Here is a 15281-nt window from a genome sequence, read left to right as displayed (position 1 = left end):
ACAGCTGCACGCGATACATTGCATAGCAAGCACCTGTAGCGGCACACACTATACCGCGCAAGCAAACCACCTGCACCTACACACATATATGACACTATCCATGCTTTAAATACGCATGGAAAAATTACGCTTTATGAGCAAGAGCTGCAGCAATAAAACCAACAAACAAAGGATGCGGGTTCGTAGGGCGGCTCTTAAACTCAGGGTGTGCTTGGCTCGCAACAAACCATGGATGATCGGGCAATTCAATCATTTCAACAAGGCGACCATCGGGAGATGTTCCCGAAATTACCAAACCAGCTTCTGTAAGGCGATCACGAAATGCATTGTTTACTTCAAAGCGGTGACGATGGCGCTCGTAGATAACGTCAGCACCGTACGCGCGCGCAGCACGCGTGTTTGGCGTAACACGGCATGGATACGAACCCAAGCGCATCGTAGCGCCTTTTTGTTCAACTTCTTCCTGTTCAGGCATAAGGTCTACCACAGGAAATTCCAAATTGTCATCAAATTCACTTGATGACGCCTGAGGCATATGCGCTACATGACGTGCAAATTCAACAACAGCGGCCTGCAAGCCCAAACAGATACCTAAAAACGGAATACCCTGTTCGCGTGCATATTGCACGGCAGCAATCTTGCCTTCAAAAGCACGCTTACCAAAACCACCTGGCACTAAAATGCCATCCATTTTCCCAAGCACGCGCGCGGCTTGCTTGGGTGTGAGCGATTCACCATCCACCAAATGCACATTAACATGCGCGTCTTGTGAAACGCCCGCATGACGCAACGCCTCAAGCACCGACAAGTATGCATCAGGTAAGCTAACATACTTACCAACAACAGCAATATCGCAGGTCTTATGCGCATTTTTGCTGCGTTCGTTATAATCGCGCAAGGGTGCAAGCTTCGCTTCATGAGGCGTTAGATGCATGCGCTCGCACACTTTTTCATCAAAACCCTGACTGTGCAAGATAAATGGTACTTCATAAATAGACGCTGCATCTTCGCAACCAAGCACAGCCTCAGGTGCGACGTCACAGAACAGCGCTATTTTTTCACGAACTGAGTCGGTAATTTCGTGGTCAGAGCGACACACAATAAAATCGGGTTGCACACCAAGCGAGCGCAACTCTTTTACAGAGTGCTGCGTCGGTTTAGTTTTTACTTCATGAGCTGCAGCAATGTAGGGCACCAGCGTTACATGTACAAACAGTACGTCTCCTGAAGGGCGCTCCTTTTTAAACTGGCGAATTGCCTCAATAAACGGCTGAATTTCAATATCGCCAATGGTGCCGCCAATCTCAGAAATCACGAAATCTGCGCCCGAGTGATCGGCAGCGCGGTAAATACGTTCCTTAATTGCATCGGTAACATGAGGAATAACCTGCATCGTTCCACCAAGAAAATCACCTTTACGCTCGCGAGCAATCAGCGTTCGATAAATGGAGCCCTGCGTAAAATTCGACTCGCGAAACAAGTTCTCATCGATAAAGCGCTCGTAGTGACCCAAATCAAGGTCGCCCTCGTGACCATCTTCCGTAACGAACACTTCACCGTGCTGAAAAGGAGACATGGTACCTGGATCGACATTTAAATATGGATCCATCTTCTGCATGGTTACTTTATATCCTCGCGACTTGAGCAAATGCCCCAACGAAGCGGCTGTTATCCCTTTTCCAAGTGAAGAAACAACACCACCGGTAACGAAGATATGCTTAGCCATGAACTCCTCCTTCTGTGCAATGTATCTGAGTATGCAAACCGATTACAGCACGTAAACTGCCTAATTTTTGATGTGCAAACGCCTTGCGTTCAACAGACTATGTTACCACACACACACGCTTTACACGCGATGGAAGCTGCTATTCTCAAAAGAAATCTTGAACGTGTAGAACGCGCGAGAACGTACGCGGTTTATGAGGAACACGGGTGAGCATGGGCAGTTTTGTGGGGAACGTAGGCGGTTCTGATAGATGTGCTGGTAGAGGCGGTGTGCGAGCGCTGGTATGGGAACGCGTGCGAGCGGTGCTACAACAACGTAAGTATTGGCACTGGTACGAAAACATGAACGCCTGCAAGTGTTACGCACGGTGCCCCTGCCAAGAACCAGCATGTATGTGCGAGTGTGCGCAGCGCCAACAGCATTTCTCTTAAAGCTCGCCTAGTGCTCATAGCTTTTGAAAAACGTTTCCTCGATAAGCTTATAGAAACTTTCTTTGTGGTACTTGAGCAAGCGAATTGGGCGAGCACCCTTGCACACTTTCACGCGCGCTACCTTTTCGTCGAACTCAACAACGTCGCCGTCAACAAAAAACGACACTTCCGTTTCGCGCTCGCGCTGCCGCTCAAGAGAAATTTCAACACAATCGTGCGGAGCGGTAACAATCGCGCGCGAGTTAAGCGTATGCGGCGCTACCGGAACAACCAAAACTCCCCTATAAGCTGGTGAAATAAACGGTCCGCCTGCCGAAAGCGCGTAGGCGCTTGAACCCGTCGCCGAGGAAATGACCACGCCGTCGCCACGCATGCGCGCAACATGATCGCCGGAAATTTCAATGTCAAAGTCGAAAATACGGCCTGACGCGCCGCGCGCGATGGTAATTTCATTCAGTGCAAAAAGGCGACGACTATGCGTTTTAGCAGGCAAAACAGCGCCGCTTCCCAAACCATGCTGCCGTTCTTGCAAGGATTTTTCGCGCTGAGCTGCTAACACATCAGAGCCGATGGGCAAATTATTTTCTTCAGCATCAAACGCCAAAGCCGCATGTTGTGCGGATTGCGCGGGAACGCCCGAAGCAAGCGTTTGCGCTGATGAACACTCACCGTTTGCAAACGCGTGCGGGTCGATGCCTTGGCACGCAAGCTGATTGACTTGTAGCGCATGGAGCGGCTGGGCATGCTGTTCAACAGCGATGTTATGAGCCTCATCAGCGGGACATTCAATATCAATGCACAAGGTTTCGCGCACTTCTGCCGCAATGTCGCCCGCAAGCGCATCAGTTACAATTTCAATCATGTTATCCTGAACGTTATTGCACAAAAATCCCAAATGCCCGAAATTCAAACCCAAAATTGGAACGTCAAGCATGGCGGCAAGACGGCTTGAACGCAGAACGCTGCCATCGCCACCTAACGCGATGAGCAGGTCAAACCGTGCTTCCGTTCCCGACGCCGAAGCGCCCGATGCCGCACCCGCTTCCGCGCCATGCGCCGATGCCTTCAGCGTGCTGAGCAGCGCTTCATGCAAAGCAGGCGTGCATATACACGCATCACCTGACGCAAAAGACGACGCATTGCTGCTGGTGGAAACGGTATCGCCCCATGTTGCACGCGTATTTGCACCAGCACCACCTTCCCCAGCACCAACGCCGCCGACACCTTCACTATCACCGTCAATCGCATCAATAAAATCGTAAACCTGTGTACATAAAGGCAGATCATCAGTAGTCAAACTCAAATGTTCAATGTGTGCAGCATCACAATATGCAAGCAAAGCATAATGTGCTTCACATGCCTTTTTACTGCGTTTATTCACTACAATTAAAATGCGCATGCCACATCGCTCCTTCGGAAAACATGCGAAGACATAACAAAACTGCCCCCAAGCACCAATATCGAGTATAATCGCACTATACATTGAAGCATAATCGCAACACATACTGTATTATACGAGAATATTAACCTGGCATGCCCAACAACTAACGTTACAAGAGACACCCTCGACACGTCGCATTTTTATACAACGATAAGGATTCCATGTGAGTGAAACTGCAACACCGAGCTCAATAGCGCGCTCTAGCATGCTTATGACAGCGGCAACGCTTCTTTCACGCATTACTGGCTTGTTGCGCACATGGGCAATGGCGTTTGCACTGGGAAACACCCTTATCGCTTCGGCATATAATGTAGCAAACAACATGCCGAATATTATTTTCGAGCTGGTAGCAGGCGGTATTCTTACCGCTGCCTTTCTGCCGTTATACCTCACGCTGAAAGAGCAGGAAGGTCAAGCGCGCAGCGATACATATGCGAGCAACCTATTAAACATTACATTTCTGGTGCTCAGCTGTATAAGTATTATCTGTATCGTAGGCGCACCATACGCTGTAGCAACACAAACGTTTAGCGCACAATCACCCGAAGTAAGCGCTGTTGCCATTGTCTTGTTTCGTATTTTTGCCATTCAAATTCTGTTATATGGCCTAGGAGGAATTTTCAGCATCATCCTCAATGCGCACCGCAAATATTTTCTTACGTCCGTTGCACCAACACTCAATAATATTGTTGTGATTGCAGCATTTGTAACGTACAGCATCGTTGCCTCACGCGACGCTCAACTGGCACTTATCATCTTGGGTGTGGGCACGACGCTGGGTGTATTTGTGCAATACGTCATACAAATTCCTGCTCTGATACGCGTGAAATTTAAGTGGAGCGCCACGCTTTCATTACGAGACCAAGCGCTTCGCGATTCGTTTCGCATTGCACTTCCAACGGTTCTGTATATTTTAGGAACACTGCTAGCATTTTCGTGTCGAAACAGCTTTTCGCTTATGTGTACCGAAAGCGGACCTGCAACTATTGCCTATGCTCGCATTTGGTATCAACTACCCTATGGCGTGATCATCGTGTCGATTACCGCGCCGCTGTTTACAGAACTCAGTTCACTTGCTGCGCGTGGCAAACTTATCAAGCTGCGGCGCCTACTGTGTCAGTCTCTCAGCGTCATGCTAGCACTTATTATCCCCTGCGCGGCGCTTATCATTGCACTGTCGTCACCTCTTATTAGCTTGTTTCGTGCAGGCGCGTTCAACGCAAGTGATGTAGCGGGTGTTTCATCGCTGTTAAGCATATGGGTAATCAGCTTACCCTTATACGCTATTACGATGTATATGTATCAAGTGTATGCCAGCATCAAGAAATTTTTCCTGTACGCGCTTATTTGTACGCTGGGAATGATTGTGCAATGTGTGCTGTATGGCGTTTTATGCAAGCCTGAGATTTTAGGATTATACGGAATTGCCGTAAGCGATATTGTGTATTACACGCTCAGTGCGCTGATACTCATTGGCTTGTTGCGCAAAAAAGTGGGAGCATTTCTGCTGATGCCGCTGGTGAAAACAGCTATAAAAATGCTGGTGGCAAGTGTAATAGGAGCTGGTATAGCGTATCTCGCAGCACGCGGTTTTGCACTGCTGTTCCCCGGGAAAATATCAATCGGTATAGGCGCGCTTGAACTTATCTGTTGCGGCATTGTTGGGCTGGCAATAATTGCGCTTCTGGGAAAATGGATGCGCGTATCAGAAATAGACTATGCAGCTAACATGCTAAAACGTTTGAAAAAGCGCTTTGCTCGCTAAGCGCGCGTGCGTATACGGAATCAGCAGGTGCGCGTTGGGAACGTGAACGTGCACGAAAACGGGACGCGTCAGAGAGGTGGCGCAGAACTCTCGTTATGCCTGATAGGAGCGCTGCAATGCCGAGACGTCACAACATCGTCAGCCGCTCTACATGGCGCACCTACACAGGGCGCCTGTGACCAGGTTCAACCGAAACCAGTACGGGACCGTTTTTCGTAATGGCAATCGTCTTCTCAAAATGCGCGGCAACGCTGCCATCTTTCGTTGTTACCAGCCAACCATCAGCAGCTTCTTGTGTATGCGGGCTTCCCAGCGTAATCATCGGCTCAATTGCCAACACCATGCCCACTTCCAATTTCGAGCCCGTATGTCGAAACCCAACATTGGGAACAAAAGGATCTTCATGCATATCGCGCCCAATACCGTGCCCCGTGTAACCACGCACAACACCAAAACGCGCCTCTTTGGCAACACGCGACACAGCAAAACCAATATCACCCACATGTCCACCCGGTTGAGCTGCGGCAATACCTTCCCACAAACATTGTTCCGTAACGTCAAGCAAGCGCTGCCATTCAGACTCGATTGAGCCAACCGCAAAGGTCCACGCGTTATCGCCTGCCCACCCATCCACCGTAGCGCCAATATCAATTGAAATAATGTCGCCATCATGTAAAATTTTCTTCTTGGACGGAATACCGTGCACGATTTCGTTATTGATAGATGCACACAACGACGCTGGATAGCCATAATAGCCTTTGAATGTAGGAATACCGCCGTTCGCGCGAATGTACTCCTCGGCAAATGCATCAAGCTCATACGTAGAAACACCTGGTACGCAGCGTGCTCCCACTTCGCGCAGCACGCGCGCCGACAGCTCGCCTGATACTTTCATAGCTTCAATTTCAGCAGGGCTTTTCTTGATAATCATATCGTGATCACTTTCTCACACATACTATTCACTTCAGGTACTCGGCTGTGCGCATGCACAAAACACACTCCATCGTTATTTACAGACACCTGAATATCAACACATTACTCAATCGAAATGTGTACACGCTGTCATACGCATACTACTTATACAAAAGCAGCAGCACGTTTCGCTCTAGAAACAAAAAGGAGCACCGCGTAACCGCGATGCTCCCCCCTATTCTGTAATTGTAACGCTCTTACACAAGAAGCTTAGCAACCAAAAGCTTATGCAACAGGTGTGCTGTATTCTTTTTGAACAGCAGAATCAACAGGAATACCAGGGCTCATAGTTGAAGAGACTGAAATACTCTTTACATAGCGACCCTTTGCACTGGCAGGTTTTGCACGTAACAGCTCGTCAAATACCACACCATAGTTCTCTGCAAGCGCTTTCGCATCAAAGCTTACTTTGCCCAGCACAACATGAGCGATACCAAAACGGTCGGCGCGATATTCCACACGACCACCTTTCAGCTCGCCAATTGCCTTTGCAACATCAGGCGTAACGGTACCAAGTTTCGGATTTGGCATAAGTCCGCGAGGGCCCAGCACCTTACCCAAACGGCCAACTTTCACCATCTGATCAGGCGTTGACACCGCAGCATCAAAATTAATATTGCCAGCAAGAATATCAGCAACTAAATCATCTGATCCAACGATATCCGCACCAGCCTCTTGAGCGGCACGAGCAGCATCGCCTTCCGCAAACACGGCAACGCGAACTGTTTTACCTGAACCATGAGGCAAGCTTACCGTTCCACGAATTTGCTGGTCAGCCTTGCGCGTATCAACGCCTAAACGAAAATGCGCTTCAACTGTTTCGTCAAACTTTGCATGAGGAAAGCTTTTGAGCAGCTCAAATGCCTCAAGCGGAGCATACAGCTCCTTTTCGATCGCTGCATGTGCAGCTTTGTAGTTCTTTGAATCTTTTGCCATGATACTTCCTTTCGTGGTAGGGAAACGAACACAATGTTCTTCCACTTACATGCACGCACCCATGCGCGCACGGGCAATAACGTTACAGGTACACTTATGCTTGTGAAGCAGCTTTTAGTGCTTCAGCAAGTTTCTTTGAAGGAACGTATTTCTTCTTCATCTCGCGTCCTTCAATGCGAACACCCATCGAGCGAGCAGTACCAGCAATAACTTCCATTGCTGCTTCAATGGTGTTGGCGTTCAAATCAGGAAGCTTAATTTCTGCAATTTCGCGCAGCTGATCAAGCGTAAGCGTGCCAACCGACTGCAACTGAGGAATGCCAGCGCCCGATTTAATACCCAGCTTTTCTTTGATAAGTACGGCTGCTGGTGGCGTTTTGCACACAAACGTAAATGACTTATCTTCATAAACAGTAATTTCAACAGGGATGATAGTTCCCGATTGCTCCTGCGTTTGCGCGTTAAACGCTTGGCAGAACTGCATGATGTTAACGCCTTGTGCACCTAAGGCAGGACCTACAGGAGGAGCTGGATTCGCAGCACCTGCAGGAATTTGCAACTTAACAAAACCGGTTGCTTTCTTAGCTTTTGGAGCCATAAGAAAATCCTTTCACAATAATCCAACTTTCTACCTATTCGCGAGAAGCCCTGTGTCCACTCAGGCGCGACGGTTAGGTATGTGCATGCGGTAGTACGCGTCGCAAAACTGTTGCATGCGAACAATTTTGTCACTTCCACACAATGAGAATGCTCAAATAAGCAACCTTATTGCGAGTTTATTCAATACGTGAAACTTGATCGAACGAAAGCTCAACCGGCGTTTCACGGCCGAAAATCGAAACCATAACTTTCACTTTGCCAGTATCAGAACATACTTCAGATACCGTACCATCAAAATCGGCAAGCGGACCTGAGATAACGCGAATAGCATCGCCCACCGAGATAGAGGTCGAGGTTTTAACAGGCACACCAGCAGCTTTTTTGGTATAGCCCATAATTTTATTGTATTCTTCACGAGTAAGCGGCTCAGGTTTGCCCTGTGAACCGACAAAGCCCGTAACGCCTGGCGTATTACGTACATACGACCAGCTACGTGAGTCAAGCTCCATACGAACAAGCACATAACCTGGCAATACTTTGTGCTCAGCTTCAACACGCTTTCCACCATCTTTAATTTCAGTAACCGTTTCGGTTGGAATTTCGATAGCAAAGATATTATTTTCAAGACCGAGCGCCTCAATGCGCTGCTCGAGCGTATTTTTAACTTTATTCTCGTAGCCTGAATACGTGTGAAGAACATACCATTTTTTTGACACGATTACGCCCCTAACCCCGAAATAGCAAACAGCAGAGGAGTAATAATAGCGTTATCAAGGACGCCAACATAAATACCAAAGAAGATAAGTGCAGCCACAACAACAACGCTCCACTGCAATACGTCCGCTTTTGTTGGCCACGTAACACGCTTAAGTTCCGATTTTACATCTTTAAAAAATGCCAAGCGTGACTTTTTCGGTTCTGTTGATTCAGATTTTTTAGAAACAAGAACATCAGGCGTTTGAGTACGCACATCTGCCTTTGTTTTCTTAAAAATCGACTTCTTAGGTTTTTCAGCAGATGTTTCTACACGCTCTTGCGTTTGCTGATCGGTGCTTGTCATCTCCTCGCGTTCTGCCTTGCGGGCGCTACGAGCAGCAGATGCTTTCGCACGCTGTGTCTTCGATTTATGTGCCATACTCTAACCTACTTTACTCAACACTAAAACGTGTCACTAAACGTCAAACAAGCAGCCTGACTTCAGATTGCTATACGCTTATAGTAACCTGAAAGCAAGCTGCTTACAAGCTGGCAGGCCAGGAGGGACTCGAACCCCCAACATGCGGTTTTGGAGACCGCCGCTCTACCAATTGGAGCTACTGGCCTATGCTTGTGTCATCAAACACTAACGAGTCTCGCGATGAACGGTATGGTTACCGCACCACTTGCAATACTTCTTAATTTCAAAGCGATCAGGTAAGGTCTGCTTATTTTTCGTGGTCGTATAATTACGGCGCTTGCACTCTGTGCACGCTAAGGTGACCATTGTACGCATGAATAACTCCTCTTAAACGAGCTCGTGTCTGCTTATTTGCTTATGTAACTTCACATGTATACGCGGTATGCTTGCCTGCGCGTGCGAAAGACGCACAACGCTTATGACATAAGCAACACGTGTGCAACCAAAACGGTTCTGTTCATTTCTGCTTGTTACACACGAATTTAAGTAAAGCGAGCCCACAGGAATGCTGTGGGCTCACCAAGTGCACAACAAAAACTATTTGATAATTTCAGTTACGCGGCCAGAACCAACGGTACGTCCACCTTCACGGATAGCAAAGCGAAGACCCTGCTCCATAGCGATGGGGTGAATAAGTTGAGCGGTAATTTCAACATTATCACCAGGCATAACCATTTCGGTTCCCTCAGGAAGATGTGCAACACCTGTAACGTCGGTGGTGCGGAAGTAGAACTGAGGACGATAACCATCGAAGAATGGGGTGTGACGTCCGCCTTCTTCCTTGGTAAGAACGTATACTTGGCCTTTGAAGTCGGTGTGAGGTGTAACTGAACCAGGCTTGCAAAGTACCTGACCACGGATGATGTCTTCGCGCTTAATACCACGCATCAAGCATCCGATGTTGTCGCCTGCTTGCGCTTCATCAAGAAGCTTGCGGAACATTTCGATACCCGTGCAAACTGTGCTTTGTGTATCTTTAATACCAACAATCTCCATAGGATCGTTCAGGTGCAGAACACCACGCTCAACACGACCAGTTGCAACAGTACCACGTCCGGTAATCGTCATGGTATCTTCAACAGCCATCAAGAAAGGCTTGTCGGTGTCACGTTCAGGAGTTGGGATGTATGTATCAACAGCATCCATAAGCTCCCAAATCTTTTCCTGCCACTTTGCGTCACCTTCGAGCGCCTTCAAAGCAGAACCGCGGATGATAGGAATATCATCTCCTGGGAATTCATAGGTTGAAAGAAGCTCACGTGTTTCCATTTCAACAAGGTCGATAAGTTCTTCGTCATCAACCATGTCGCATTTGTTCAGGAATACAACGATGTAAGGTACACCTACCTGACGAGCAAGAAGGATGTGCTCACGAGTTTGAGCCATAGGACCATCGGTTGCAGCAATTACGAGAATTGCGCCGTCCATCTGAGCAGCACCAGTAATCATGTTCTTAACGTAGTCAGCATGGCCTGGGCAGTCTACGTGTGCATAGTGACGTTTATCGGTTTCATACTCAATGTGAGCAATTGAGATGGTAATACCACGCTCACGCTCTTCAGGAGCTTTATCGATATCTTCAAATGCAGTAAAGTCGGCATGGGCGCTACCATGTGAACCGTCATTTTGTGACAGTGTCTTTGAAATTGCTGCGGTAAGTGTTGTTTTACCATGGTCTACGTGACCAATAGTACCGATGTTAACATGTGGCTTTGAACGGTCAAACTTCTCTTTAGCCATGAAATCATCCTCCTTGTTGCTTAATCGCTTGCGTGCGACTAATTTCCTACTGTTACGTTTCGATTGTATACTAAAACATCCATATCGGATGTTAGGTAACTGGTAGCGGTGACTGGATTCGAACCAGTGACGCCACGGGTATGAACCGTGTGCTCTGACCACCTGAGCTACACCGCCAAAATGGAGCCCGCGACCGGACTTGAACCGGTGACCTCTTCGTTACCAACGAAGTGCTCTACCGACTGAGCTACACGGGCGCGATGGTGGGAGCGCAAGGATTCGAACCTTGGTAAGCATAGCTAACGGGTTTACAGCCCGTCCCCTTTAACCACTCGGGCACACTCCCACATAATTGGTGCTTCATTCATGTGTAGTTATCAAGCTTCCTGCACATGTACACAGGTGCTTCGCACATGAGCACGAGAATAATACGCTAGATAAAGTTTCGTGTCAACATCTTACACGGATCCGGGTGTATCTACACTCTCCGCACATTTTCCCACGTCAAACGCATATCGTGGAAAATACGGCGCACAAAATTCAACAAAAAGCCTGCTCAGCAATAATTTCCAAAAATTTATTTTTCTGCAAGCTTTGTTTGATATGCGTCAAAAAGTTCAAGCGATTGCTGGGCGTCGGCATGTGCGTTCGACGTGCATAAACTGACGATAATATGCACAAGCGTTCCTACGCAGAATGCAGGAAGTAGCTCGTAGATGCCAAAAATGCCACCGAGAGGCGCCAGAACTTGCACCCAGAAAATCACAAACACTGTTGCTGCGAGCATGCCTGCAAGCGCGCCTTGTTTCGTTGAGCGCTTCCAATACAGTGCAAGCAGCGTCAGCGGGCCAAACGACGCGCCAAGCCCTGCCCACGCATGCGACACAACGGCAAAGATGGAGGAATGTTCGTCGTAGGCAACCAAAATGCCGAACATAAATACCACAATCAGCGTGAAGCGCGCAACAATAAGCACTTCCCGATCGCTGGCGTGGCGGCGCAGCATGCCACGATACAGGTTCTCGGCAACCGATGAGCCTGCAATCAGCAAATACGATGACGAAGACGACATCGACGCCGCAAAAATGCCAGAAACAACAACGCCGCACATAAACGACGGCAGCATCATCTGTGCAAGCACAATAAACGCATTTTCAGCTTGCGATTGCGTTCCAAAATATGTAGGAAGAATGACGCGCGAAATAAGCCCGATAAGGATGGCGCTTGCCATAGAGATAACGCACCATAACACCGCGATGATGCGCGATTTCTTGATGTCGGACACGTGGCGCGCCGACATAAAACGCACGAGTACTTGAGGCATACCGAAGTAGCCTAAACCCCACGCCAACAGGGAAAGCGCCGTAAGTGCGCTAAAGGGCGCGGGTGCTGCAAACGCAGGAAGCTGATCGAACGCCACTTGATAACCGGTGGCATCAAGAACGGGTTTTGCGTGTTCAGTGATGCTCAAAAATCCGGGGATGGCCTGCAGAAACGCAAGCGTTTCGTTGAAACCACCCGCCCAAATTATTGAGCCGCACACCACCATTGCCAGCGCAAAAAACATAAGAATGCCTTGCACAAAATCGGTTACGACAACCGATAAGTAGCCGCCGACCAACGTGTACAAAAATACGATGATAGCACCCAGCACCATCATCGCAGCATAGTTTAAGCCGAACAAGGTAGCGAACAATTTGCCGACCGTGACAAAACAACTTCCCACGTAAATGCTGAAAAACAGCACGATAATAAGCGCTGCTACCGTCGAGATGATGTTTTTGGTGTCGCCATAGCGCTTAGAGTAGAAATCGGGCAGAGTAATTGACTCTGTGAGCTCGGAATACACGCGCAAACGCTTGGCAACCAGCTTCCAGTTGAGGTAGGTACCCAGCGCAATGCCCACGCCCGTCCAAACGGCTTCGGACGCGCCCGTGAAATACGCAACACCTGGCAGGCCCATAAGCAGCCAGCCCGACATGTCGGAAGCTTCAGCAGAAAGTGCAGTAAGCCAGGGGCCAACGCCGCGCCCACCTAAAAAGTACTCTGACGTTGAGGAATTTGAGCGCTTCGCATACACAAAACCTATTGTCAGCACAACAATGAAGTACAAAAGCATTGCAAACAGCACTAGAAAATCGTGTTCGACCATACCGATCCATTCTCGCTTATATAGGCGGACATTTGTAAAATAATCTGATTACTATACCATGATTTTCCCACAAGACGCGCAGATATTACAGCAAAACAGCAACAAACAATATGCGATGCACGTACCATAAAAGAAAAAGCTGATGCACTTTCGCACACCAGCCTTCCTTGTACTTTGGAGAAGTACCCTTCATTCCCCTGTCACCAAATGGCACGCCCTATGCCACCATTAAGAGCTACTCACGCTGCGCGTTATCGTTTTATTTCAGAAGAACGAGCTTCAAGAAGTCGCATCTTAAAAGAACGAATCAAAAAGATCGCACGTCAAAATTACATTCGCGCATGCTTAATGATGCAAACGTGCCTGCCTCATAACACATAATGAAGCTATCAACGCACATGCAGTCAATACCAATGCAGGTAGCGCTGGTACGTCATCCGTGCGAGGCAATGCCGTTTTGATCTGTTGCTTTGCTGGTGATGGATTGAGCGCTGCCTCTGTCGGTGACACAGGGGGAACTGCAGGGGAAGGTGTAAGGGGTACTGATGGTGTAGGTACTGGAACAGGATCAGCGCTTTTATTCGGGTCAACGGCAGGTGGCGTTAAGGGAACAGGTGGCCTTGGCTGCGGCTTTGGAGTTACATCGGGCTCAGGCGTAGGCGCGGGTGTGGGTGGTGTAGGTATTGGCGCAGGCTCGGGAGCTTTCTTCTTTTCTTTCCATTTCGCTTTTAACGTAAGATCGCCCGTAACAGTTTGGCTGTCAAAATCCCATAACGTATTGTCGAGATACCAGCCAAGAAAGTCGTAATTTTGTTTGGTAGGGTCTTGTGGCTTGGGTAATAACGCTGAATCTTCTACTGTTACCGTAGGGTTTCCATGCAAGATGCCACCTTGTGGATCAAATGTAACCGTATGAGCTGGAATTTTTTTCCAAACAGCAAATACGATAAATACGGGCGACTCCGCATGTAAAAAGTCTTTTTGCATGCCGTACTTGTTGATAACACCATCCCGAATAATAGACCACTGATACGCCGGGCGCATATGTCTTGCATCAAAACGCATTGTCTCTGCAGCCCAGTTGGTATAATCGCTATAACACTTATTTTCCTGGTCAGGTGTTAAGTTACCTTGGCGCGTACATTCCAATACATTGTGTATAGTATAGGCATTTTGATCATCATCTGGGGTTCCATCTGCTTTTTTAGGAAACAACAGATTATATCCCCAGCCTAAAAACTTGTATCCAGCACGCTTGGGTACCTCCGTTGGAATATCGAGCTTATTATCTTTGATACGCACGCGCTTAAAAATCTTTTCGTTGTGATATACAAATGAATACTTATCTGCAGTTGCAGGGTCTTTTTCAATTGTTAACGCATCTTTCGCATCATGTGCAGAATTAGCAAATATAAACTCCATGGGCAGCATAAAAAGAGTAGTCTTCACAAAATGATCTTTAAGATCTATAAACTGATAAGGAATATTCCAATTATCGCCTTTTTCAACTGGAGCACCGCTAGAGAGGGAATATTGTTTATTTATTTGAAAGGTAAGCGTTGTAGCAACAGGGCTTGTATGGTCAGAATGACGCAAACTAAAACCAAGCGCATACGGTGATGGTACCGTTTCACCAACAATAGAAATCTTATATTCATGATCGGGATTAAATCCGAAAAAAATCCTGCTGATATTTACGGGATCGCCAAAATCAAGCTCCTTTATATCGGTAGCTTCCTTCTTAAGCGTGTTGTCAAAAAAACAAAACTTTACGGCGCGATACTTTGCAAGTACATCATTATGCTGCTTTCTGTATGGTGGATCAGAGTTCGAACCATTTTGCCATGAGGTATCCAAAAGCCCGAAATCACTATCAGGTTGGATAAATGTAGTTTTATCACCTGGAACAATGCGCGTATCAAGGGCTTTATATTGCAAGGTTAGATTTATAAAATAATATTCCTTCATCTGTTCATTGGTGAGCTTAACTGGCTTATAGGAATCCGACGAGTCGGTTACAGCTGCAGAATTATTATTGCTTTGTGCAGGTGAAGAGGTGGCTAATGCTGGCGCGCCTGATGCTTGGGTGTTTGCAGCTGGTGTATTTGATGGTTGAGAATTAGAGGTTGGGGTGCCTGATGATTGCGTAGCTGATGGTTGAGTTTCCGCATATCCTAATGAATGCGTTGTTACTACATGAACACCCATCATAATGCTCAAAAACGCCAGTACTATACAACCATTGCAGAATCTTTTCATTAAACGTTGATAACGCACAGCAGTCCTTCTCCTAAAAATTGTAAGTATGATTATATCTTTTAAAAATGCCTACCCCCCCCCC

General features: G+C 47.6%; 12 protein-coding genes and 4 tRNA genes. 1 reads left to right on the top strand and 15 read right to left on the bottom strand.

What is annotated here, in order from left to right:
• Positions 1–124 precede the first annotated feature (124 nt).
• Positions 125–1726 carry a CTP synthase gene (locus HMPREF3190_RS05520; RefSeq protein WP_066781147.1) on the bottom strand — a complete coding sequence of 534 codons (1602 nt, stop codon included), beginning with the start codon at positions 1724–1726 and terminating at the stop codon, positions 125–127.
• Positions 1727–2164: 438 nt separating this feature from the next.
• Positions 2165–3556, bottom strand: a complete 1392-nt coding sequence (locus tag HMPREF3190_RS05515) for an NAD(+)/NADH kinase (RefSeq protein ID WP_066781145.1) — start codon at positions 3554–3556, stop codon at positions 2165–2167.
• A 205-nt stretch (positions 3557–3761) separates the two neighbouring features.
• Between HMPREF3190_RS05515 and murJ the strand changes: the two genes are divergently transcribed.
• Positions 3762–5363: a murein biosynthesis integral membrane protein MurJ gene (murJ, locus tag HMPREF3190_RS05510; protein WP_066781143.1), complete on the top strand. Its 1602-nt coding sequence runs from the start codon at positions 3762–3764 to the stop codon at positions 5361–5363.
• 160 nt (positions 5364–5523) lie between these two features.
• On the opposite strand, the gene map is transcribed toward murJ, so the two are convergent.
• From map to HMPREF3190_RS05445, 13 genes are all read right to left on the bottom strand, one after another.
• Positions 5524–6294, bottom strand: a complete 771-nt coding sequence (gene map, locus HMPREF3190_RS05505; RefSeq protein WP_066781141.1) for a type I methionyl aminopeptidase — start codon at positions 6292–6294, stop codon at positions 5524–5526.
• A gap of 266 nt (positions 6295–6560) precedes the next feature.
• Complete coding sequence (rplA, locus tag HMPREF3190_RS05500; RefSeq protein WP_066781139.1) at positions 6561–7271, bottom strand: 50S ribosomal protein L1; 711 nt, start codon at positions 7269–7271, stop codon at positions 6561–6563.
• Between the two features lie 94 nt (positions 7272–7365).
• Positions 7366–7869, bottom strand: a complete 504-nt coding sequence (gene rplK / locus HMPREF3190_RS05495; protein WP_066781137.1) for a 50S ribosomal protein L11 — start codon at positions 7867–7869, stop codon at positions 7366–7368.
• A gap of 178 nt (positions 7870–8047) precedes the next feature.
• Positions 8048–8587, bottom strand: coding sequence for a transcription termination/antitermination protein NusG (nusG, locus tag HMPREF3190_RS05490; RefSeq protein ID WP_066781135.1), 540 nt, complete (start codon positions 8585–8587; stop codon positions 8048–8050).
• Between the two features lie 2 nt (positions 8588–8589).
• Entirely contained in the window at positions 8590–9006 is a 417-nt protein-coding gene (secE, locus tag HMPREF3190_RS05485) for a preprotein translocase subunit SecE (protein WP_066781133.1), read from the bottom strand.
• A 111-nt stretch (positions 9007–9117) separates the two neighbouring features.
• Positions 9118–9194: transfer RNA gene (locus HMPREF3190_RS05480), tRNA-Trp, on the bottom strand.
• Between the two features lie 19 nt (positions 9195–9213).
• Positions 9214–9354: a 50S ribosomal protein L33 gene (rpmG, locus tag HMPREF3190_RS07325; RefSeq protein ID WP_449676308.1), complete on the bottom strand. Its 141-nt coding sequence runs from the start codon at positions 9352–9354 to the stop codon at positions 9214–9216.
• A gap of 231 nt (positions 9355–9585) precedes the next feature.
• Positions 9586–10788 (bottom strand): elongation factor Tu, encoded by a 1203-nt coding sequence (gene tuf / locus HMPREF3190_RS05475; RefSeq protein WP_066781132.1) that lies wholly within the window; start codon positions 10786–10788, stop codon positions 9586–9588.
• Between the two features lie 100 nt (positions 10789–10888).
• Positions 10889–10965: transfer RNA gene (locus HMPREF3190_RS05470), tRNA-Met, on the bottom strand.
• Positions 10966–10969: 4 nt separating this feature from the next.
• Positions 10970–11045, bottom strand: a tRNA-Thr gene (locus HMPREF3190_RS05465).
• A 4-nt stretch (positions 11046–11049) separates the two neighbouring features.
• Positions 11050–11134, bottom strand: a tRNA-Tyr gene (locus HMPREF3190_RS05460).
• A 231-nt stretch (positions 11135–11365) separates the two neighbouring features.
• On the bottom strand, positions 11366–12940 hold the full coding sequence (locus HMPREF3190_RS05455) for a sodium/proline symporter (RefSeq protein ID WP_066781130.1): 1575 nt from the start codon (positions 12938–12940) through the stop codon (positions 11366–11368).
• A 345-nt stretch (positions 12941–13285) separates the two neighbouring features.
• A complete protein-coding gene (locus tag HMPREF3190_RS05445) occupies positions 13286–15199 on the bottom strand; it encodes an InlB B-repeat-containing protein (RefSeq protein WP_449676293.1) in 1914 nt (637 codons plus the stop codon).
• Positions 15200–15281 lie beyond the last annotated feature (82 nt).

The organism is Umbribacter vaginalis, assembly GCA_001552935.1.
GTDB lineage: Bacteria > Actinomycetota > Coriobacteriia > Coriobacteriales > Eggerthellaceae > Berryella > Berryella vaginalis.
Note: the sequence above shows the minus strand (reverse complement) of the source record. Positions and strands in the feature narration are given on the sequence as shown.